The organism is Chroococcidiopsis sp. TS-821 (assembly GCF_002939305.1).
Classification (GTDB): domain Bacteria; phylum Cyanobacteriota; class Cyanobacteriia; order Cyanobacteriales; family Chroococcidiopsidaceae; genus Chroogloeocystis.
In genome coordinates this window covers 1-23014 of the sequence record NZ_MVDI01000005.1, presented here as the reverse complement: position 1 = coordinate 23014, position 23014 = coordinate 1, and the positions used below count along the sequence as shown (strand labels likewise).

The window sequence follows — 23014 nt, the reverse complement described above, 5'->3', positions numbered from 1 at the left end:
AGTTGCAATCTCAGTTAATTAGGAGGTAGGGAGTGGGGCAGAATTAAGGTAAAGCAACTACCGCGTTTAGGCTGCGACTGCACTGTAATATCTCCGCCATGCAGCCGTGCTAATTTGCGTGAAAGTGCTAAACCTAAACCTGTTCCTTCGTATTTGCGGTCAAGCCCGCTATCTAGCTGTTGAAACGGCTGAAATAGAATTGCTTGATCCGCAGCAGAAATCCCAATTCCTGTATCAATCACAGAAAATAAAGTTGCGGCTTCTGTTTGTTCAACTTTAAGCGTCACTGAGCCAACTTCTGTAAATTTAAAAGCATTAGATAGTAAATTAACTAAAATCTGTTTGAGGCGTCGGCGATCGGCTACGCAAGTACTAACATCAGGTGAGATCGCAAACTTGAGTTGTAGTTTTGATGATTGGTTTTTATCAAATAAGGATAAACATTCTTGGCAAACCGCTAGGACTTGGATTTCTTCTAAAATTAATTCTTCTTTGCCTGCTTCAATCTTGGTTAAGTCGAGAAGATCGTTAATTAATTCAAGGAGATGTTTTCCGCAGGTTTGGATACCTTGAATATATTGTTTTTGTTTAGGATTTAACTTGCCAAAAACTTCTTCAATTAAAATACTAGAAAAGCCTAAAATTCCTGTGAGTGGCGTGCGTAACTCATGACTCATATTGCTTAAAAACTCACTTTTGGCGCGATTGGCAGCATCAGAAAGCAATTTTTCTGCTTCTAGCTCTTGAGTTCGTTTTTTAACTAATTCTTCCAAAAATTCATAGCTTTGCGCATTATACAAGGCGATCGCAGCTTTATCAGCAATTTTCTGCAGTAAATTAATCTCCTCGTCACTAAATTCTTGAACGCGCGTAATCGTATGTAGTGCCAATCCACCAAAAAACTTATCTCTAATAAAAATAGGCACGCTTAATACTGTTAGATGCGGAACTGACTTGACGACTTCTATTTCTTTTGATGGCAGACATATTGTTTCTAAGTGCGGCGCATAAAAAACTTTATATGGAGAAAAATTAATACTTGCCATCCATTCAGATAAAGGAGTTGTATAGCCGAGCAAAGAAGCGATTTCTTCAGAAGAACGCCATTCACGCGTAATTTTAATTTGCTCGTTTTCTAGAGCATAAATCATGACGCGGTCAACGTCAAAACATTCGCCTGTCAGTCGCACAATTTCTTGCAAAATATATTCAGGATCGAGGCTAGAATTCAAGGAGCGCGCGATTTGATTGAGCGTTTTTTCCCATTGCGTTTGTTGCTGTAGTTGATGAAAAATTTGGGCTTGATGAATGGCGATCGCGCATTGTCCGCTGATTGCTTGGAGGAGTGAGATTTCATCATCAGTCCAAATGCGATCGCGATCGCACTGTTGTAAAACAATTCCACCTAGAAGCGTTTGTTGATACACTAAAGGTGCAATTAAGACAGAATTTAAACTCCAGCGCTTAATTAAGTCATGTAGTACCAGTGGTACATTAGGATCGTGACGATTAATAACGATAATTTTTCCTTGTTGAAATGCTTCTTTGTAGTGCGGATAAAGGAAACATTTAATACCAATACAATCTTCGCGATTTATAGTTGCTGCACTGACATGATTCACCCACATTTCTTTTTGAGTATCCGGCTGCGAAATGAAGCACCGACTGGGCTTTAAAGCTTCGTGTAGAGCATCGACAGTAGATTTGAGGACATCGTCAAGGACTAAACTTTCGCGCATTGCTTGCACAATACGGTTGATAATTGCTTGCTGTTGCGCGTGTTGTTGAATGCGAACAATAGCGGCTTTTTGTTGACGACGTAAGGCAAATTCTTCGAGCGATCGCGTTAAAACCATCGGCAAGCGAAACAAACGCTCTTTCAAGACATAATCTGTCATGCCTGCCTTGATACAATCTACTGCGGCTTCTTCTCCTAAACTACCAGTCACCAAGATTAACGGAATTTCTTGGGCTGATTGCTGCACTAACTCTAATACTTGATAGGCAGTGAATTGGGGTAAACGATAATCTGCTAGTACTGCATCGTAGGATTTCGATTGTAGCAGTTGTTCGCAATCTTTTAAGTTATCAACTGTATCATAAGTAAATTTAATTTCCGCTGTTTCTAGAGCAAGTATCATTAACTCTACATCGGCTAATACATCCTCCACAATCAGCAGCTTTAAAATCGAGTCAATGTTTTGTTGTGGCACAGGCTGATATTGAGCGCAATTTAGAAGATTTATCATGGCTCTAAGATTCAGATGGTAGCGACGGCGGCTTTTTGAGTAACACCCAGTAAAAACCGACTTGGCGAACTATGGTAATAAATGTCTCAAAATCAAGAGGTTTAGTGACACATTGACTAACTCCTAGAGCGTAACAGGCATTTAAGTCTTTGTCATCCGGAGAAGAAGCCAAAATAACTACAGCAAGATCGCGCGTTCGCGGATGCGATCGAATTGCTTGTAAAACTTGAACTCCGTTAATCTTGGGTAATCTTAGGTCTAATAACACTAGGTCTGGTAATGGAAAATGCGGCGGATTACCTTCCTTGCCTAATAAATAGTGTAGTGCTTGTTCGCCGTCTTCCAAAATATCAATTTGATTGGCAAAATTAAAACTATCTAAAGCTAGTCTGAGAAGTTCAATATTTAAAGGATCGTCTTCGACAAGAAGAATTCGTGATGGTTCAACTTCCACAGTAATTTTATTCCTCAACCACTTGTCCAAGTTTGAAATAAAAAGTTGTTTCTTGATTCGGTTTACTCTCAGCCCAAATTGTACCTCCGTGACGATGAATAATACGTTGAACAATGGCTAAACCAATACCTGTTCCTTTAAACTCTCTTTGGGAATGAAGGCGTTGAAAAGCACCGAATAATTGGTCTGCATATTTCATTTGAAATCCGATCCCATTATCTTTAACGAACAAAGTACGGTCGGGTAAAGAATCAATTTGGATAATTGCTGGGTGTGAATTGCGGCTGAATTTAACAGCATTATCGATCAGATTGGTAAAAACTTGTTGCAGTAATGTTGGATCGCCCATTACGGTAGGTAAATGACCAATTTGAAACTCAATATTACGGCTATCAACTTCTTCAGCTTGACTCGTTGCTAGCGAAATTGCGTTTTCCACCAAAGGATAAAGTGCAACAGGTTGATGAATTAATTGTTTTCTGCCAACACGGGAAAGCGTCAGTAGTCCATCAATCAACGTCGCCATGCGATCGCTACTACTTTGAATTACTTCGATGTAACGACGAACTTTAGCATCCGCGATTGCGCCATTGCGTTCGAGTCGCTCGGCTAGCGCTTCGGCAAACCCTGTAATATGTCTCAAAGGCGCGCGCAAGTCGTGCGAAACCGAGTAGCAAAAGGATTCGAGTTCTTGGTTTGTCGCAGCAAGTTGCGCAGTGCGTTCCTGCACAAGTTGTTCCAAAGTCACATTCATCTGATTCACTGCGGCTTCGGCTTGCTTGCGTTCGCTAATGTCTAAAACACTACCAACAACCCGCACTGCACTGCCGTCAGCATCGCGGATGATTAGCCCTTTGTCCCAAATATAGACGTAGCGATCGTCGCGATGACGCATGCGATATTCCAATGCAAAGTCAGTTGAAGTAGAACTTTTCAGCATCGTGGCAATATAGTTGCGCACGTATTTTTGCTCATCTGGGTGAATGCGTTCAAACCACCAATCATCAGTGGGATCGGCTTCGGTTGTCGTATAGCCAAGCACGTCAAATAGCCCTTGCGTGCGAGTAATTGTCTTGGCACGAATATCCCAGTCGTAGATGATGGCATTGACAGCCGCTGTTGCTAGTTGAAAGCGTTCGTTTGCTTTCTTGAGCTCGACTTCGGTAGCATTACATCGTGCAATTTGGCTTGCTAACGATGCTGCCATGAAATCAAAGTTATCAACCAGTTGCTGCATTTCTTGCGGCGCATCTTTTAAGCCGATCCGTGCGGTAAAATCTCCCGCCGCCAAGCGATCGATCGCCTGCGTGAACCGTTTAACCCAATGCAAAATAAACAAATTGCTACCAATCCACAAAATCGCGATCGCGCCGCTCGCAACCATCACCAAACCAAGTAAATTGCGTTGCAAATTGCGCTCAGCAGCAGTAAAGGGCGCTTCTTTTGAAAGTCCAATTCCCATGTACGCATTTGCTTGCGGTAAGCTGCTACTGAGTAAAGTAAAGGCATATAAACGGGAAATGCCATCGACATCCTTCACTTCAACGACGCCGTTGCCTTGTGCTAGTATTTTCTGCACAATCGGTAGATTCGCTCTTTTCCCTACCCATTCCGACGGTGGATGCTGGGCGAGGACAACACCTTTGGCATCAACGACGATCAGCGAGGTATTGCTTGGTAAATTGATTTGTGCAAGAAGTTGATTGAGCCAAGTTAAATCTAGCGACGCAAACACGACTGTATTTGCCTGATTTTGAGCATTCAATAGTGGATAGGCAAATACAATGACTGGCTTGCGGCTCATTCGCCCAATTAGGTAATCACTAATAGTGAGTTCGCGCTTTTGCAGCGTATTGACGATCCACAAACGATCCGCAAGGTTAACGTTTTGAGCAGGTGAAGAACTACATACCACGCTACCATTACGTTGAACGACTCCCAACGTAGCAAAACGCAGGTACTGCTTTTGTAGATTTTGTAAAATTGCGTTGCAAGATGCCGGAACGCTATTCTGAATTTGCGGTAACTGTGCTAAAACAACAAGCAATTGCCGCGTTTCTGCAATCAATTGTTGATGATGCGCGCTGATAACTTGTGTCAGCAACACCGCTTGCTCGCGTACGTAAGCCTTGCGCGCTTGTAATTCTTTCGTGTAAGCATACAGCGTTAGTCCTAACCCTGGTAAAACAGCCAGGAGGACAAGAAAATTCAGGCGCGCACGGAGACTATGAAAATAACGTGGCATGGTGGAATTGAGTCGAGATTGGACACCCCCCACACCAGCGTTCTGCTTTCTTTGTGAAATATCAGTGATCTAAATCACTGTACTTTGACACCATATTTGCCAACGCTTGTAAATCTATGGGTTTAGAAATGTAGTCGATCGCGCCAGCTGCTAGACAAGTTTCGCGATCGCCTTTCATCGCCATCGCGGTTTGTACAATAACGGGAATATGACGATACTCAGCGTTGGCTTGTAGTTGTTGTACTAAGGTCAGTCCATCCACATCAGGGAGGTGAACATCCATCAAAATCACGGCTGGTTTAGCTTTTGGTAATTCTTCCCACATCTGCGCCGCGCTATTTACCCAGGTGACTTGATAGCCTAATTTGCGCAAATATGTCGTCATCAACTTCGCATTGTGAAAATTATCTTCTACCAACATCACTGTTACGGTTTTGGGTGTAGCTTGCGAGTTAAGACTAGGGCGAATATCTGTGGTTACACTACGTTGTGGCTGTATATTAGTTTCACTTGTCGCAACTGCTGTCGTTAGCGGAAGAACGATCGTAAATTGCGAACCGCGATTGACTTCAGATTGCACTTCTACCCAACCTCCGTGCAGTTGAGCAAGTTTCTGTGTCAAAGCTAATCCCAAGCCTGTTCCCTCTTGACGCCCCGCCACAACGTTAGAAATTTGCACATACGGCTGAAATAATTGTGGCTGCTTTTCTTTAGCAATTCCTGTACCCGTATCCCATACCGTAAAGTGGATAAATGCGCCTTTTTGTTTTACTTGTAAGCCGACGGCACCTTTATTTGTAAACTTGAGTGCATTCGATAGCAAATTGAACAGCATTTGCTTCAAGCGCAGCGAATCGGCTACCAAGGTAGTTGCACTCGCATCAATATCGAATTGGAGTTGCAAGTTTTTATCGCTGGCTTTTTCTTTGACTAAATTGATTGCACTACGGCAAACATCAGGAATATTGACAGTTTCTTTCTTGATTTCGAGTTGATTTGCCTCGATTTTTGATAAATCTAAAATATCGTTGAGCAGTGCTAAAAGGTGTTGCCCACTGGTGAGAATGATATTGAGATATTCTTGATGTCTGTGATTTTCTGGATTGTAGCCTTGTGCTTTTAACAAGTGCGTAAATCCCAAAATAGAACTTAAAGGAGTCCGAATTTCATGACTTGTATTCGCGAGAAATTCACTTTTTAACTTATTTGTACGCAATAAATCGCAATTTTGCACTTCTAGATGCTGACATTTAAGCACGAGTGCTTGTAGTTTCCGCAGTTGGGCAATAGCTTGCATTGTTATGTTAAGCGATCGCTCGATGAACTGTGGTTGCCGTTGAAATTTTAATCTTTCTACAAACGTTGCACTTCTTGGAAATGGACTCGTTGTGACAATTAACCAGCCAACAACTCCGCGATCGTCTTGCAACGCCCATGCTGCTTTGGGTTTCTGATTTTGCAGCGCCTGCAATTCTTGAGGCGATAAGATTTGTTGTAGTTGCCAAGCTTTTAACAGGTTCTTTGTTGACGCAGCACCTGTAGGCAAGGCACTATAGCAAACTTGATAATTGAGTTCGCTCGATAAGCGCTTTGGTGTTGTACCATCGATCGTGAGTGACGATAAACCTTGTAAAAATGCGATCGCAACTTTGTCTGTTTTGAGGGAAATACTCAACTGCTGAATCAGTATTTGAAACACTTCAGCTTCTAACTCTTGTAAAGCTTGCTGACTGTGATACGCGCGAGTTAAGCAGCGATTAATTTGATTCTGCAACTCGTTCAAGCCTCGTTCTAGCCACAAATCAGCAATAATTTGCTGGAATTGCAGCACTTCTGGATTCGCAACTTTTTGTTCAAAATAAGTTGCACCCATTTGGATTTCTTCTGGTATATTAGACTGCTGCATGAAAATCCAGACCGTTAAATGCTTAGTAATTGAGGATGCTATCAGCGTTGAGACACAATCAGGTTAAACTCAACGCTTGGCAAAGCAAACCCGTCATAATTATGTATTCCCCAAATTTGTCTCAGTTAATCATCTAAATATTTTCTTAACTGACACGCAGTCATTTTTCAAAGATGCACAGACAAGCGCGATCGCCGATCGTTAAGAGAAAGTAATGTTGCCATTCACTTTAGTAAATAGAGTAAAAAAGCACTCTTTATTGTTAATCTGTTTTCCATGCAACAGTTGTGATATGAAACACTAACTCTTCACAAAGCGACTACTGGCTGAATGCTGCAATAGTCTTCATAGATCTGAACCGTCATGGTACAACCATAGATAATTGTTGCTTTTTGAGTGTCACACCTCTTAACACGCTTAACATAGATGGACGTACAACAAGCTCAACTCATCGTTAATGGAATTGCAGTAGGTAGCATCATTGCTTTAGCTGCGGTGGGATTAACACTCACCTATGGAATATTGCGTCTAGCCAACTTTGCCCATGGTGACTTTATGACGCTGGGTGCGTATCTCACGCTCGTTGCCAATACTGTAGGAAATATAAACATTTGGCTGTCAATGGCGATTGGAGCGTGCGGTACCGCGATCGCGATGCTACTTTCAGAAAAATTACTTTGGTCGCGAATGCGTGCTAACCGAGCAACTTCTACAACATTGATTATTCTTTCGATTGGACTTGCACTTTTCGTCCGTTATGGCATTGTTTTTATTTGGGGTGGTAGCAATCAAGCCTACAATTTGCCCGTTTCTCCAGCCAGAGACCTTTTAGGATTGAAAATTCCCCAAAATCAAATCATTGTTCTCGTACTGGCAGTACTAGCCATTTTAAGCCTACATTACTTATTACAGAATACAAAAATAGGCAAAGCCATGCGTGCGGTGGCAGATGATATCGACCTTGCCCGCGTTTCTGGTATCAATGTTGACCAAGTCATTGTTTGGACTTGGGCGATCGCGGGAAGTTTAACTGCCTTAGGCGGTAGTATGTACGGCTTAATCACCGCAGTCCGCCCCAACATGGGTTGGTTTCTAATTTTACCAATGTTTGCTTCGGTGATTCTGGGAGGAATTGGCAATCCTTACGGAGCGATCGCCGCTGCTTTCATCATTGGCATATCGCAAGAAGTGAGTACGCCATTTCTTGGTTCGCAATACAAACAAGGCGTAGCCCTATTTATTATGATTTTGGTCTTACTGATTCGTCCCAAAGGACTTTTCAAAGGAACCATCTAAGGACGATTTGAGCTTAGGAGTTAAGTGTTAGTGGGTCGGTACATAACCTCCAACACTCAACGATGCTAGCGTGCAGCACAGTTAATTGTTTTACTACAGATCTAGCCTCCTAACGCCCAAAATCTCCAGCCTATTGGCTTTTACTTTCTAACTCTTGCTCTACAATCTCACTTAAGGATTAATAATGCGGAAATAAATTGCAGCAACTAAAAAGTTACCTGCTAGCAAGATGAGGGCAATAATTGTCCGATAAGGGTAAGGAGGATTACCTGTTTTGATGGTGGCATCTTTAGTAGCTTGAGAAGTCATAAGAATCAACTCCTAATGTTGTAACTTATTAAGAAATACCAAACATTGGTTTGTTTGAGTACATTTCTCTAGAAATATTTTCAAAGGAGTGACGCGTGAGCGACCAGGGTTAGTTATATAATCTCCTGACTTTCAACCCCTGAGCTCTAACTCTCTGCTTTCCTCGTCCTCTCCAGCATGATACGAGCTCCGCACCAACGGACCCGAACGCACGTGCGCAAAACCCATCTCGCGGGCGATCGCTCCTAAATGTTCAAATTCTGCGGGTGTCCAATATTTCTGTACAGGGAGGTGTGCGAGTGAAGGGCGCATATACTGACCAATCGTGATGCGATCGCATCCTACCGTCCGCAAGTCTGCCATTGTTTCAATCACTTCTGCTTCGGTTTCGCCGTGTCCCAGCATTAACCCAGATTTCGTTGGAATACTCGCATCGAGTTCTTTGACAATTTGAAGAACGCGCAGCGAGCGATCGTATTTAGCTCCTCGGCGTACAGGTCCTTGTAAGCGGCGTACAGTTTCGATATTGTGGTTGTAACACGCTGGTTTTGCTCGAACGACCGTCGCAATGCGATCGCGCTGTCCTGCTTCTTGAGAAGTACCACCCCAAAAATCTGCGGTGAGAACCTCAATTTGTGTCGCTGGGTTATCTTTGCGAATCGCTTCCATCGTTTTTACAAACCAACTCGCACCTTGATCGGGTAAGTCATCCCGCGCTACCGAGGTCAAAACAACGTAGCGTAACCCTAATAACTGTACTGCTTCGGCTACCTTGCGCGGTTCGTCAGGATCTAACGGCATGGGTGCGTGACCTTTATCAACTTGACAAAAGGCACAAGATCTAGTACACGTAGGTCCCATCAGTAAGAAGGATGCCGTTTTTTGCGCGTAACACTCACCGCGGTTAGGACAGCGACCTTCTTCACAGATAGTATGAATTTGACGTTGCTTAATAATTTTTTGGACTATAGAGAGTTCGCTAGCTTTTCCAATTGGACGACGCAACCATGCTGGTACTGGGTCAAAATTGAGTTTGGAAGCTGGTGATTGATTCATAAACGCTTAGTAGAACTGCAGCAGAGCGCAACCTGTTATTACTTAAATAATCTTCTCTATAAACTATAGGTTATCCACATCAATAGCGGCTTTCATCAGCTTGGCACGACTTGCGCAGTAATGCTTATTCTACAGTTGACACAGTTATATAGCTTTCACAAAAGTTAAATGCAACTACCGTAGATTTACTTAAATCATCGCCCTACTTAAAATAGCCTGAGTCCAGTATCAGTAGAATTTCTCTTGGACTGAGATCGGCAGCAGCGTTAAGTTTATTTTATAGCGTTATTGTTACAGGCTACCGGAAAAATGCCAAATTGGCAACTTCAATCTATAAGATGCTGCTAACACCAAGTTTACTTAGCATCAAATGACAATACAAAATACAATTACGCCTCTTTTCTCTTCTATTTAGCCAAAACTACTGACTTGTTTATTTGTTATTAAATCTACTATTTATTTTTTTATTATTTTTGAGGGAGCCATTGCTGTGGGAAGTAATAAAATACTCGTTATTGATGATAGTCGAGTGATTCGAGCGCGGCTTAAGGAGATGTTACCGCCTGGTAATTTTGAGCTTTTAGAAGCAAAAGATGGCGTGGAGGGTCTAAAATTAATATCTCAAGAATCCTTAAGCTTAATTATGTTGGATTTTCTACTTCCTAAACTTAGTGGATGGGAAGTTTTTCAACAAATTCAGCAAAATCATCATTGGCAAAAAATTCCTTTGGTCTTAATGTCTGGACGCAAGGAAGAAGTTTTAGAAAAAATTCAGGAACCGTTTGAATACTTTGAGTTTATTTCAAAACCATTTGAACAAAAAGAGTTAGTTGCTGCAATTAAATCAGCAATGCAGAAAGCGAAGCTACCACGTAAAAAAGTGGTTGTCAGTAATCCCACAGTTATTCAAGAACCTACGGTTATTCAAGGTTCTTTAGATAATGCGAACCTCAGCGAAATAGAGTTACTGAATCAAAAAATCACAAAGATGCAAACAGAAATTAACCAATTGAAGAAACAAATGGCACAACTCATCAGTTGGCTGCATCACCGTGCTAGCTAACACTCACTGAGCGTAAGTGTTGTCTTTAAATCCAGTATCTTTGTATATAATTTTTTACAAAATTGACTGTGGTTTCTAGTATTGGTACTCAACAATTTGCTCTAGACATAGCTTAGTTACTTGTGACGGCATTTGGTTATGCAAAAATGTCATCTTTTTTGGCATCGTTTTTGCACAAGAGAAATTATGTATCGCATCACATTGCGCATACAACCCATTTTGGGAAAGCCAAACTCTATAACTAATAGTTCGCTTTTCTAAGAAGGGTCTGTACTTTACGACAAATGAAGGACTTCCATCATGAGTCGATTCGCTCATACTTTGATTCTCCGTTTGGGAGCAGGGGCGCTCTTTGCTTTAGCGCTTGCACCTCTTCTTGCTGAAACCGCTGCGGCGACAGTACGTTCTACGTCAACACCAGAATTTAATTCAGCAAGCTCAGAAACGCTCTATGCTCAGAAAGGAGCTAAAGGCGCTAAAGGACAAACTACTGCACCACCCAAGGGAACTGAACCACCACCTCCCAAGGGAACTGAACCACCACCGCCCAAGGGGACTGAACCACCACCGCCCAAGGGGACTGAACCACCGCCACCCAAGGGAACTGCACCTCCCAAAGGTAGCGTTCCACCACCGTCACTACCTCCAAGCTTGTAATGCATGGCATAGAATCTCAATGAGATATTGCGAAAGCTTCTAAAATTCAGCTAAGCAGTGCTAGGGGAATGGTGCTGAGTGTGTGAGACTGATCAACTCCGCACTCAGCGCTTTTGCTTTCATACCTCCTTAGCTCTTGCATAATGAAGCTGCATTAATCATTTGATAACAAGACTATTTATTTTTTGTGATTATGAGTGTTTCAATTGAGCGCCTCAATGCTATTTTTCACCAATACGAAACGGCTCCTTATCCAGCTACTCCCATCGACCAGCCCGTTCAGCCGGAGCCTAGTAAACTGTACCAGCAGGCGATCGCTACGCCCTACTATTTACAGCATCATCGCGTCGTGCATCCGCAGGATAAAGTGATTCTTGATGTCGGTTGCGGTAGTGGGTTAACTTCGCTTATTCTTGCGATCGCCAATCCAGGGGCGCGCATAATTGGCATTGACGTGTCACCGGCGTCGATTGCGATGGCTCAAAAGCGCGTCTCACACCTGAGCGACGTGCAAATCGAGTTTCAAGTGCTATCAGCGGAAGAACTACCACGCTTGGGAATAGAGTTTGACTACATCAACTGCGATGAAGTGCTATATTTACTGCCCGATCCAATAGAAGCGCTGCGAACGATGAAAGCAGTATTAAAGCCTGATGGTATTATTCGTGCCAATTTACACAGCGTCATTCAGCGACAGCACTTTTACCGCGCGCAAAAGATGTTTGAATTGATGGGATTGTTTCATGAAAATGCAGGTGAATCCGAAGAAGCATTGGTACGAGAAACAATGAATGCAATGCCTAGCTGGGTGGATCTTAAAGCAAAAACCTGGACTCCTGACGCTGATGGTGTCGTGACTAATCAAGTGATTCGGATGAACTATTTGCTGCAAGGAGACAAAGGCTATACCATCGCGAATCTATTTGATATGCTCGCAGCCGCAGGACTCAGCTTGATTGAAATGGTGAATTGGCAGCAATGGGATCTCACGCCACTTTTTGGTTCGATCGAGCAAATGCCTGCGTTTATTGGCTTAAGTTTACCGATGCTTTCCTACCCGCAGCAACTCGAACTTTTTGAACTGATTCATCCAATTCATCGATTGCTTGATTTTTGGTCTACTCACGCCACAGGGGATGCGATCGCACTACTGCCTTTGCATAAAAATCTACCCGCGATTCACAGTAGCGATCGCGTTTATCTGCATCCTCAATTACAAACTGCTACGGTTCGCGCTGCGATTCAAGCATCTGCACGGCACAATCGTCCAGTCGCGATCGACCAATACCTGTCAATTTTGGGGGCAAAGACAACTACTGTAGACGGTAACATGGCAGCTTGTCTGCTACCGCTATGGGAAGCACCGCAATCGGTAGCAACACTTGCAAAACGCTGGCAACAAATTAGACCGTTAGACCCTTGTACGCTTGAGCCTGTCTCTGACGAGCAAGCACTCCGAGAAGTCACAGACTTATTAGCAACGCTCTTGACAGATTTGTATGTTATGGTTGAAAAACCTTGAATGGAAGCGTTTGTGCTATTTATGGCAACGTCTGCGGCTGCACAGGTAATAGCAGCAGTTCCTGTGGCAACGCAAATCGCTCAAGCACCGCAATCTTCTGATACCTCTACAAAGCCAGAGGATAATTTTACCGCGATCGCTGAAATCGGAGTCACGGCACCGATAAGCGGTCGGGCTATTTTGGCAGCAGAGAAATTTGACTACTTTTTGCGACAATATTTTGCAGGCACAGCAAAAAATCTGGACTACCGCTTTGATATCTCTACTCGCTTCAACAACAGCGTTTTTGATGCTGAGGGGAATATGCTACCCAACAGTAGCTTTGGTAGCGATGACACAACGCAACTCGATGCGTTTGGTAGCGCCAATATTCATCTCAGCAAAACCGAGCGCTTGCAGTTTGCGGTTCGCGCGGTTCAACAGTTTGCTCGTATTAATGTTGTCCCCGATGACGACTCTTTGCAAATGCCTGGACAACAGCAGGCGCGGGGAATTCGCCGCCGCGTGACAGTGCGCGATGCAGATTTGCCAGGAACAGCATCTACCAACCTCAGCATCGGCTACGCGAATGAAAATCTTGCAGGCAGTAGTGTATCGCTTTCTAGCTACTACAGCCGATCGCGCTATGTTGAACGCACGCTGTTAGACGATCGCGACGGCTTTTTTGAAGGTATTATCCGCACGCGATCGGGTAGCGAGTTGATTGGAGGGCAACTGCAAGTAGAAACGCCATTGTTGCATCGCGTTCGTTTACGCTGGGGAGCCGACTACGAGTATCAAGCCAAAAATGCGCTTGAGTTGGAATTTTTTGACGAACAAATTTATGACTTTAGTGACGGACAGATTGCTCAAAAGACGAGTGCAGCAACTTATGTACCGCCCTATAATTTGGAAAGTCTTGGCGTGTTTGCATCGCTAGAGTGGCAGGTCAATAATCGCTTGCAGCTAAGCGGTGGAATTCGGCACAACTGGCTACAGCTGCAAATTAATAACTACATCCCGCTATACGATAGTGACTTTAACCGTTACAGCGGTGATGCGATCGCTGGCGGTGCGCTTCAGTTCAACGATCTGTTGTTCAATGCCAGCCTTGTTTATCATCTGACGCGATCGCTTCAAGCTTATGCGCAGTTTTCGCAAGATTTCTTTATTCCTGATTATGGCTTTAGCATCCTCAGCTATCCGCCTAGAGATTTTCGCATCGATCCTAAATTGACACCATTTCAGCCGCAGAAAGTCAATTACTACCAAATTGGGCTGCAAGGGAACTGGCAACAAATCCAAGCTTCGCTGTCTGCGTTCTACAACGAATCCGACTTAGGAGCAGCTTACACGGCTTCGCCCAGTGGTGGTATTGAGCTTGTGCGCGCGCCACAGCGTCACTATGGTATTGAAGCCGCTATCGACTGGCAACCATCAGGCAATTGGCAACTAGGAGGAACCTTAAGCTACTACTTCGGTGAAAATGACACGAACCGAGATGGCAACTATTTAGCGTTGAGTAGCTATGAGGTTTTGCCAGTGACGCTGAGTGCGTATATCGAAAACCAAACGCTGCCAAATTGGCGCAATCGTTTGCAGCTATCGCAGGTGAACAATCGCATCGTCGGATTTCAAGCCGGATCTGACCCATTACCGATCGATGGCTACACCGTTGTGAATTTTTCTAGTACGCTCAAGATTGGGCAGGGAGAGTTAACTTTGGACCTTCAAAATCTCTTAAACGAGCAGTATCAAACAGTGAATTCTCAACTTGATGGCTTTGTGGATGAAACGCTCAATTTACCTGCTAGAGGAAGAACTATGAGCCTAACCTACCGCATTCAGTGGTAAATCAAGAGGGACAATTGTCGCTAGCAAAGATGATACCAGCAATTGAACTCACACCTTGAACGCTTGCTTAGCGATAATAAGGCATATGAGTCATTGAGAAAATTTTACACAAATGTAAATATCAATGAGCAAGAGTATCGTCCCGCGACGTTGGACACTTCAGCAACAATTGACAATTCTCATCGCGCTGTTTTTGTGTTTGGGTGGAGCCGCGCTGTGGCTATTAGCAGAATTATTTCACAGTCGCGAAAGTGCGATCGCCGCCCGCACGCAAGGCGAATTAGCGCGTGCCAATGCCCGCTTGATGCAACACTTTTGGGAAGACAATCCGAGTCACAGCCCTATCGTTGTGAGCAAGAAGTGGGATGACTATCTGTGGAAGTTATCGCATGCAGCGTTGAGTGACTTTCCCCGCGTCGAAGGTGGTTTTTACATCTTTAGTGAAAATCAACTCTTAGGTTATGCCTATCCGACTCACGGCGGACCTGTTCCCAAACGCGATATTCCGCAAGCAGAAAAAGGCAAAATTTTGGAATTAGTCACGAATGCAAGTCGGCAGCACCTACCACAGGAAATGGGACTCTACTCGCGCTTGGATATTGTCGTCCTACGTGCCGATCCTTTACCACTTGGCGGTGCTGTGTGGACAATGAAGCGAATTCCGCGAACGACTGACGCGCGATCGCAGATCCTTACAACACTCGCGATCGTGATGGTCTTGTGCGTTGTCGGGTGGACTGTTTATATCACAATCCAATTACGCAGCGGGGTATTGCAATTACAACAAGGTATCAAAGCAATTGAACAAGGTAAAGCCAATATGATTCCGCCACTTCCCGCCGAAATGGGACAAGTCGGAGCATCAATTAATATAATGCAGCAGCGTCGGCAAGAGTTAGAGCAGCGGTTGCGGCGCGTAGATCGTCTCGCTTCGTTAGGACAGCTTGTTGCAGGTGTGGCGCATGAAGTGCGCAATCCTTTAGCCAGTATGCGGCTCAATTTACAGTATGTCAAACGACAGCTACACAGGCAAGAAATTACAAATTTGCCGATTCCGAGTCTATTAGAGCAAGTAGATCGCTTAGAGACATTAGTCAAAAGGTTACTTTATTTCGATAAAACCCAACAAGAAGAAGAATTTGTGAATGTTTCCTTAGAAGCGATCGCAGAGGAAGCAGTATCACTGCTGCGCCCCCAAGCCGAACAACAGGATGTAGCTTTGACATATTTCCTTGCATTGGCACCATTGCCAGAAATTTCATTGCAACGTCGCGGCATTGAACAAGTTATCTTAAATTTGATTCTCAACGCAATTCAAGCAAGTATCCCGCCTGGCGAAGTCAAAGTCGGAGTAAAACAACAAGACCAATATTTAATCGTATGGGTAGAAGATCGCGGCGTCGGAATTCTGCCAGAACAACAAGAGCGAATTTTTGACCCGTTTTACTCGACAAAAGCTGATGGAACCGGATTAGGACTCGCAATCAGCCATGAAATCGTGACGCATCACGGAGGATATATCGATTTACAGTCGCACCCTGGCTGTACAAAGTTTAGTGTGTACTTACCACTAGACCGAGTAGCGTTTGTTACTAATTCACAATATGCCAAAAATTTTAATTATTGATGATGAAAAACCATTGCGTCAGGCAATGGCACAAATATTACAAGACGAAGGCTATACCGTTATAGAAGCAAAAGACGGCAGTCAAGGACTCAAAATTATTCAAGACGGTATCGCACAAGGCGATCGCCCTGATTTGGTGTTTCTCGATTTAAAAATGCCACGCACGCAGGGAATGACCGTATTAAAAAACTTAGGCAAAATACTCTTTGAACTACCTGTAATTGTGATGACGGCTTACGGCACCAGCCGGACTGCGATTGAAGCAATGCAGCTAGGCGCTTATGACTATTTAACCAAACCTTTTGATTTAGAAACTTTAGTCGAGCTTACCGAAAAAGCACTTGCGCATCATCAAACACCAGTGTACCGCGTCAGTGCAGAAACACTCGGTCAAAACACCGAAGAAATGCTAGGGCGATCGCCGTTGATGCAAAATGTGTTTAAACTGATTGGTCGCATCGCCCAAGGTGACTCCACTGTATTGATTTTAGGTGAATCAGGTACAGGTAAAGAATTGGTCGCGTCGATGATTCATACGACAAGTGCGCGCAGTAAAAAACCTTTAGTTAAAGTTAATTGCGCCGCGCTACCAGAACATTTGTTAGAAGCTGAGTTATTTGGACACGAAAAAGGCGCATTTACAGGTGCAGATCACCTGCGTATTGGTCGTTTTGAGCAAGCGAATGGTGGAACTGTATTTTTGGATGAAATCGGCGAACTCACACCAGTGATTCAAAGTAAATTATTGCGGGTTTTGCAAGACCGCTCGTTTGAACGCTTAGGAAGTAACCAAACGCGCACAGTCGATGTCCGAATTTTAGCTGCGACAAACCGAAATTTGGAAGAAATGGTACATAGTAACCAGTTTCGCGAAGATTTGTATTATCGCCTGAACGTTGTGCGCGTAAAATTACCCGCCTTACGCGATCGCGTAGAAGATATCGAACTTCTTACGCAGCATTTTTTAAGTCGAATAGCACTCAAGCAAGGGTATCCGAGTTTAGCGATCGCCGAAACCGCGATGACAAAACTCAAAAGCTATCCGTTTCCTGGAAACGTCCGCGAGTTACAAAACATTCTCGAACGCGCCGCTGTTCTTTCTGGCGGACGACCCATTTTACCCGAACATCTCGTTTTTACGCAAAACGAGCAACCCGAACTCAACTTAGCGCAAGCCTTAGCGCAACTCGAACAAGATTTAATTCGTCGCGCGTTACTTCTCGATCCGCAACAACCGCATAAACTCCTAGGTTTGGACCTTCAAACCTTTGCCCAGAAACGCCAACAGTGGAATTTATAGCTAGCTTTTAACCCTGACCTTTGACCTTACGATATGGTTATTGCTTCTACCCAGTCACTAGCGACGCGCTTGCAAACGGATACTGTTCTTTATCCAACGTTACAGCAACTCATACGCTTGCTGTCTTGCGATCGCAACCAAGTCGTTAAATACTTGCAAGCCGAAGCGAAGGAAAACCCGTTTTTAATTGAAACGCCGACAGACAATCGTGACTCGCTCATCGGTGACGTTTTACCAGAGTGGTACGATGTCCAAGCAGCAAGTGCGACAATCCAAGAGCATTTGTACGGACAAATTGCCGCGTTGTCAATTTCAAATCAGCAACGCGAAATACTCATTTATCTCACTCAATGGTTATCGAGTGCCGGATACTTAGAACAAACTCCCGAAACTTGGGCACAAGGAACTTCCTGGAGTCCTCAAGAATTAGAAAGATGCGTACCAATCCTGCAAAGTCTCGACCCCCCAGGAATTGGCGCGCGTTCGTTACGCGAATGTTTACTACTACAACTTCAAGACGATGTAGAGGAACTGGCGAGACTTTTAGCGCGCGACTACTTGGAAGAAATAGCTGATTGTGTTGGTCATTCTCCGAAGGCAATTGAGAATTGCGAACTATTACTACAAAAAATTAACGGTTCATTACAACTAACATCTCAAATAACTTATAAAGATTTGCAAGCGGCGATCGCGCAAATTCAAACTTTAGAACCGCGCCCAGCCAGAAATTTTGGTTACAGCAATGTACCCATTGTCACGCCAGATTTGCAAGCCGAACTAACAGCCAATCAAACTTGGCAAGTTTCTTTAATCGCGCAACCGCGTCAGCGATTTTGTCTTAATCAAGAAGCAATTCATTTGTTACAGCAACCGCAAGCAAAAGCACAAGATAAACAACGCTTAGAAAAGCTGCTACAAAAAGCGCAAAGCTTACTCACAGCGCTCGATCAGTGGCAAGAAAATTTGCTCAAAGTCGGACAGTTTTTAGTCGAACGCCAACAAGCTTTTTTACATAGCCAAGATGCATTAGCTTTAATTCCCACACCCCAACAAATTGTCGCGCAATCAGTGGGATTGAGTAATGCTACGGTTAGTAGAATCGTTCGTAGTAGATATTTGCGCGTGTGTGGAACGCGCGAACGCACAATTCCCCTCGCATCGTTGTGCGTGCCTATGTCTGTAGGCGGACGTACACCCCAACAAATTCAACAACTCCTCCTACGACTTGTCGCCGAGGAATCTCCCAATCAGCCCTACACCGACGAACAACTCGTTCAACTCTTAAAGCTTCGCTATCATCTTTCTATTGCACGTAGAACAGTTGCCAAATACCGTAAAGCCGCAGGTATTGCATCCACTTCTATGCGTCGTCACCGCGATTATGATTAGGGCTAGCTGAACAAAGTTGACGAGTGCAGAGAAACCGCAGCTAGAGTAACTTTTGAGTGTTTGGCTTCTCCAGAATTGGAAGCTATACTGTAGCTCAGTAACTGCACTCTTACAAGCTATAAAACTCTAAGATTAAGTCACAAGACTAATAATCCAAACAATAACTCCGGCGGCAACGCCTTCGGTCAAAGTTCCCAAAGTTTGTAGCTTGAATGCTTGTTCAGTCGTCATTCGCGAAAACTGCGAAACGACCCAAAAATAGCTGTCATTAGCGTGCGACACTACCATCGCTCCAGCCCCAATCGCAACTACAGTTAGCGCCCGATCGAGCGGTGCATCGAGATTCAGAACGCCGAGTAACGGTGCTAGCAAGGTTGCTGTCGTCACAATCGCAACCGTCGAAGAACCTTGCGCGGTTTTAATTGCAGAGGAAATGATAAACGGTAAAAAAATGCCTAAATTTCCTCCAGCTAAGTTCTTACCGATCGCCTCAGCAATCCCAGAATTTTGCAAAACCCTACCGAATGCACCACCAGCACCTGTAATCAAAATAATGGCTGCGGAATCGAGTAATGCTTTTCCTACCCAACCGCGATCCGAAAGCAGTTCTCGATTAAATTTTTTCGGTAAACTCCAGGAAATCAGAACACCGATGATTAGAGCAATTAAAGGGTTGCCAATAAAACTCACAAAAGTTTGTAAGAATCCTTCTCCTAACGGGTTCGTTGGGTAATCAGCGATCGATTTAGCAAGGATCAAAATAATTGGAATCGCGATCGGTAAGAAAGCTTGGAATGCGGAAGGACCTTCCTGCATAATTTGATTAATTTCTGCTTCGCTAAATTCTGGTTCTGGGTCAATATACGTACGACTGCCAAATTTTAAGGCAAATAGCCAACCAATTAATAAAGCAGGAATCGAAACAGCTAATCCGCAAAGAATGACTAACCCTAAATCCGCTTCGAGTAATCCAGCAGCAGCGATGGGTCCTGGGGTTGGCGGTACCATTGTGTGCGTTGCATACAGTCCTAAACTGAGGGCGATCGCACTCACGGCTAAAGACATTCCTGCTTTTTTAGTCAATGCCTTATTTAACGGCGATAGAATCACAAATCCTGAATCACAAAAAACAGGAATCGCCACAATGTAACCAATAATTGCCATTGCTAACGGGACATTTTTTCTTTTCGTTAGCTTCAGTACGCTATCTGCTAAGGTAAACGCCCCACCTGATTTTTCTAAAAAAGTTCCTAGAATAATACCTGCAACAATCACAATTCCGATTGAACCGAGTGTTCTCCCAAATCCATCAGACACTGATTCAATCACCTGATCTAAGGGCATTCCTGCTAAAATTCCGAAACCTAAAGCAGCAAAAATTAAAGCCAAAAATGGATGGAGCTTGAGTTTTGTTGTAGAAAAAACAATAAAAGCGACCGAAATTAGTAAAAGTATAATCAGCCAAGGTTGCATTTGAATTTTTCCTATTTAGAGCCTCACAATACAATGTTTGATTGCAATCTCAAGTGCAAGCTTTATGCAATGAGGGGAACCTTGGGAATTCTACAAAACAACGCGGTGCAATGACTACCCCCGCAAGATGGATAACCAAAATGCATTGAGTATTTGTCGTAACGAATACTTGAACAGGACGTTTAAGAGAGTTTATTTTTAGCAACAAATATAAATAATATTTAAATTAAAACAGCAATTTTTTAAAATAAAGATTCAAATATGACTGCAAGATTATCTGATTAAATACTGTTAGCAATGATTTACTGCATTCTGTCAATAGTACGATACTGAATTGCTTCCGCAACATGATGAACTTGCAAATCTTCATCGCCAGCCAAATCAGCAATTGTCCGCGCCACTTTAAGGATGCGATCGCTCGCTCGTGCTGATAAACCTAATTTTTTAATGGCACCTTCAAGTAAAGTCGTTGCAGTGGTATCTAATTGACACCAAGTTCTTAAGTCGCTACTTTGCATAGCCGCATTACAGCGAATTTTTGAATTGAAGCGCTTGAGCGCGCGATCGCGTGCGGCTTCAACTCGGTGTCGCACGCTACTTGATGGTTCTCCGTTAGGCTGTTGCGTAATTTCTTCTGGCTTCAGGCGATTCACCGCAACTTGTAGATCAATTCGATCCATCAATGGACCTGATAGTTTTGCCCAGTATTGCTCTCTTTGGCGTGGCGAACAAGTACACGGTTGAATTGAGTCGCCATAATAACCGCAAGGACAAGGATTCGTACTTGCAACCAGCGTAAACTGTGCTGGAAAAACAACAGATTGCCGCGTACGCGATACGGTAACATAACCATCTTCCAACGGCTGGCGTAAGAATTCTAAAACATCGCGTTTAAACTCAGTAAACTCATCTAGAAAAAGAACGCCATGATGCGCCAGGGAAATTTCTCCAGGACGCGGAAAACTACCTCCACCAACCAGCGAAGGACCAGAAGCCGAGTGATGCGGACTGCGAAATGGGCGATCGCGCACCAACGAACCGCGATTTTTCAACAACCCAGCAACCGAGTAAATTTGTGTCGCTTCTAAAGCTTCCGCAAAACTCAACGGCGGCAAAATTCCTGGTAGGCGACGCGCTAACATTGTTTTACCACTTCCTGGTGGTCCTACGAAAATTAAGTTATGTCCTCCCGCCGCCGCAATTTCTAGCGCCCTGCGAGCGTGTGCTTGACCTTTGACATCTTTCAAGTCTCCACTGGATGAGCGCGTTTTTCCTAATTGTTGTACCTCACTCTTGACTGGCTGATAGCGCTGCGGGTTATTGAGAAAATCAGCTACCTCAGCCAAATGCTTAAAACCATAAACAGAAACATCTTGGATAAGTGCAGCTTCTTCGGCATTATCAATAGGAACAACTAAACCGACAATACCAAGCTTTCGGGCAGCAGCTGCGATCGGTAGCACGCCAGCGACTGGACGCAGCGAACCATCAAGCGAGACTTCACCCAAAAAAAGGTAATCTCCCAAAAGTTGAGCGTTGATTTGTTCTGACGCCGCTAATATACCAACACTCATTGGTAAATCAAAACTAGGACCTTCTTTTCGCACATCAGCAGGCGTTAGATTAATCACAATTTTGCGCATGGGAAAAGCATATCCCGCATTTTTGAGTGCTGTTTTCACCCTTTCTCGCGATTCTTGTACTGCTGCATCTGGTAGTCCGACCACAACAATTCCTGGTAGTCCGCCAGATACATCGATTTCTACACCCACCTTCAAGGCATCGATGCCAACGATAGATGCACTCCAAACCCGCGCCAACATCTTTATTCCAGAACAATAACCCTTTAGAATCTCTAGCAGAACTACATATAGATCAGCATGAGTGAAACTACAGAAACTATTTTTAGCAAAATTATTCGCCGCGAAATTCCCGCTGATATTGTTTATGAAGATGACTTGGCACTTGCTTTTAAAGATGTCAACCCGCAAGCCCCTGTACACATCCTCGTGATTCCCAAAGAACCGATTGCGAAATTAGCCGATGCTGAATCTAAAGACTGCACACTTTTGGGACACCTTTTACTCACAGCAAAACGCGTAGCACAACAAGTTGGTTTGGAAAATGGCTATCGCGTAGTCATTAACACTGGAGCCGATGGCGGTCAAACTGTGTACCATTTGCATCTACATATTTTAGGTGGAAGACAAATGAAGTGGCCTCCTGGCTGATTTATCAAAACAGCAATTAGCCTCTAACTCAACACAGACTAAACCAACACTGAGCGTTTTTTAGCTTTCTAGAGCGGGGTCATAATTTATAAAATAATTAAATAATTGTGATAATTAAAGCTTATAACAAAACAATTTACAAATCTCAACACAACCTTTAAGCTATTGATATGGGTAGTATACCTACCTAACTTGAGTTTGAAAAATAACACCAAGCAATCATAGAAAGATGACAACAACTCTACAAAGACGCGAAAGCGCATCATTGTGGGAGCGGTTTTGCAACTGGGTAACATCAACAGACAACCGGCTATACGTAGGCTGGTTTGGCGTACTGATGATCCCAACACTGTTAGCAGCAACAACCTGCTTCATCATCGCCTTCATCGCCGCACCGCCAGTAG

At 43.8% G+C, this 23014-nt stretch carries 18 protein-coding genes and 1 pseudogene; 11 read left to right on the top strand and 8 right to left on the bottom strand.

Features of this window, described 5'->3' with window-relative positions; translation table 11 throughout:
• Positions 1-14: 14 nt before the first annotated feature.
• The 4 genes from B1A85_RS14320 to hrmK form a co-directional block, all read right to left on the bottom strand.
• Positions 15-2213 carry a GAF domain-containing sensor histidine kinase gene (locus tag B1A85_RS14320; protein ID WP_246841427.1) on the bottom strand — a complete coding sequence of 733 codons (2199 nt, stop codon included), beginning with the start codon at positions 2211-2213 and terminating at the stop codon, positions 15-17.
• 40 nt (positions 2214-2253) lie between these two features.
• Positions 2254-2703, bottom strand: coding sequence for a response regulator (locus tag B1A85_RS14315; protein WP_104547594.1), 450 nt, complete (start codon positions 2701-2703; stop codon positions 2254-2256).
• A 7-nt stretch (positions 2704-2710) separates the two neighbouring features.
• The gene (locus B1A85_RS14310) at positions 2711-4948 is read right to left on the bottom strand and encodes an ATP-binding protein (RefSeq protein ID WP_104547593.1); all 2238 of its coding nucleotides are present in this window, start codon (positions 4946-4948) and stop codon (positions 2711-2713) included.
• Positions 4949-5009: 61 nt separating this feature from the next.
• Positions 5010-6854, bottom strand: coding sequence for a hybrid histidine kinase/response regulator HrmK (gene hrmK, locus B1A85_RS14305; RefSeq protein ID WP_210404461.1), 1845 nt, complete (start codon positions 6852-6854; stop codon positions 5010-5012).
• 76 nt (positions 6855-6930) lie between these two features.
• On the opposite strand from hrmK, the gene B1A85_RS25595 reads away from it, so the two are divergent.
• Both B1A85_RS25595 and B1A85_RS14300 read left to right on the top strand, forming a co-directional pair.
• Positions 6931-7059 carry a hypothetical protein gene (locus B1A85_RS25595; RefSeq protein WP_256387460.1) on the top strand — a complete coding sequence of 43 codons (129 nt, stop codon included), beginning with the start codon at positions 6931-6933 and terminating at the stop codon, positions 7057-7059.
• Between the two features lie 221 nt (positions 7060-7280).
• Positions 7281-8150: a branched-chain amino acid ABC transporter permease gene (locus B1A85_RS14300; protein WP_104547592.1), complete on the top strand. Its 870-nt coding sequence runs from the start codon at positions 7281-7283 to the stop codon at positions 8148-8150.
• A 171-nt stretch (positions 8151-8321) separates the two neighbouring features.
• On the opposite strand, the gene B1A85_RS14295 is transcribed toward B1A85_RS14300, so the two are convergent.
• Together B1A85_RS14295 and lipA are read right to left on the bottom strand one after the other, a co-directional pair.
• Entirely contained in the window at positions 8322-8459 is a 138-nt protein-coding gene (locus B1A85_RS14295) for a photosystem I protein PsaX (RefSeq protein ID WP_104547591.1), read from the bottom strand.
• Between the two features lie 132 nt (positions 8460-8591).
• Entirely contained in the window at positions 8592-9515 is a 924-nt protein-coding gene (gene lipA / locus B1A85_RS14290) for a lipoyl synthase (RefSeq protein ID WP_104547590.1), read from the bottom strand.
• A 490-nt stretch (positions 9516-10005) separates the two neighbouring features.
• Between lipA and B1A85_RS14285 the strand changes: the two genes are divergently transcribed.
• From B1A85_RS14285 to B1A85_RS14255, 7 genes are all read left to right on the top strand, one after another.
• Positions 10006-10578 carry a PleD family two-component system response regulator gene (locus B1A85_RS14285; RefSeq protein ID WP_104547589.1) on the top strand — a complete coding sequence of 191 codons (573 nt, stop codon included), beginning with the start codon at positions 10006-10008 and terminating at the stop codon, positions 10576-10578.
• 300 nt (positions 10579-10878) lie between these two features.
• Positions 10879-11235, top strand: coding sequence for a hypothetical protein (locus B1A85_RS24585; protein WP_210404460.1), 357 nt, complete (start codon positions 10879-10881; stop codon positions 11233-11235).
• A gap of 193 nt (positions 11236-11428) precedes the next feature.
• Positions 11429-12757, top strand: a complete 1329-nt coding sequence (locus B1A85_RS14275) for a methyltransferase domain-containing protein (protein ID WP_104547588.1) — start codon at positions 11429-11431, stop codon at positions 12755-12757.
• The gene (locus tag B1A85_RS14270) at positions 12758-14590 is read left to right on the top strand and encodes a TonB-dependent receptor (RefSeq protein ID WP_104547587.1); all 1833 of its coding nucleotides are present in this window, start codon (positions 12758-12760) and stop codon (positions 14588-14590) included.
• 124 nt (positions 14591-14714) lie between these two features.
• The gene (locus B1A85_RS14265) at positions 14715-16217 is read left to right on the top strand and encodes an ATP-binding protein (protein WP_104547586.1); all 1503 of its coding nucleotides are present in this window, start codon (positions 14715-14717) and stop codon (positions 16215-16217) included.
• The gene (locus B1A85_RS14260) at positions 16195-17517 is read left to right on the top strand and encodes a sigma-54 dependent transcriptional regulator (protein ID WP_168192406.1); all 1323 of its coding nucleotides are present in this window, start codon (positions 16195-16197) and stop codon (positions 17515-17517) included. Before B1A85_RS14265 ends, B1A85_RS14260 begins: the two co-directional genes overlap by 23 nt.
• A 33-nt stretch (positions 17518-17550) precedes the next feature.
• A complete protein-coding gene (locus B1A85_RS14255) occupies positions 17551-18906 on the top strand; it encodes an RNA polymerase sigma-54 factor (protein ID WP_104547584.1) in 1356 nt (451 codons plus the stop codon).
• Positions 18907-19038: 132 nt separating this feature from the next.
• Here the strand turns inward: B1A85_RS14255 and B1A85_RS14250 are convergent, their stop codons facing one another.
• Together B1A85_RS14250 and B1A85_RS14245 are read right to left on the bottom strand one after the other, a co-directional pair.
• The gene (locus B1A85_RS14250; RefSeq protein ID WP_104547583.1) at positions 19039-20379 is read right to left on the bottom strand and encodes a GntP family permease; all 1341 of its coding nucleotides are present in this window, start codon (positions 20377-20379) and stop codon (positions 19039-19041) included.
• A gap of 302 nt (positions 20380-20681) precedes the next feature.
• The gene (locus B1A85_RS14245) at positions 20682-22202 is read right to left on the bottom strand and encodes a YifB family Mg chelatase-like AAA ATPase (RefSeq protein ID WP_104547582.1); all 1521 of its coding nucleotides are present in this window, start codon (positions 22200-22202) and stop codon (positions 20682-20684) included.
• Positions 22203-22259: 57 nt separating this feature from the next.
• On the opposite strand from B1A85_RS14245, the gene B1A85_RS14240 reads away from it, so the two are divergent.
• Both B1A85_RS14240 and B1A85_RS25590 read left to right on the top strand, forming a co-directional pair.
• A complete protein-coding gene (locus tag B1A85_RS14240) occupies positions 22260-22610 on the top strand; it encodes a histidine triad nucleotide-binding protein (protein ID WP_104547581.1) in 351 nt (116 codons plus the stop codon).
• A 229-nt stretch (positions 22611-22839) separates the two neighbouring features.
• Positions 22840-23014 (top strand): annotated as a pseudogene (locus B1A85_RS25590) (photosystem II q(b) protein); the annotation flags it as partial.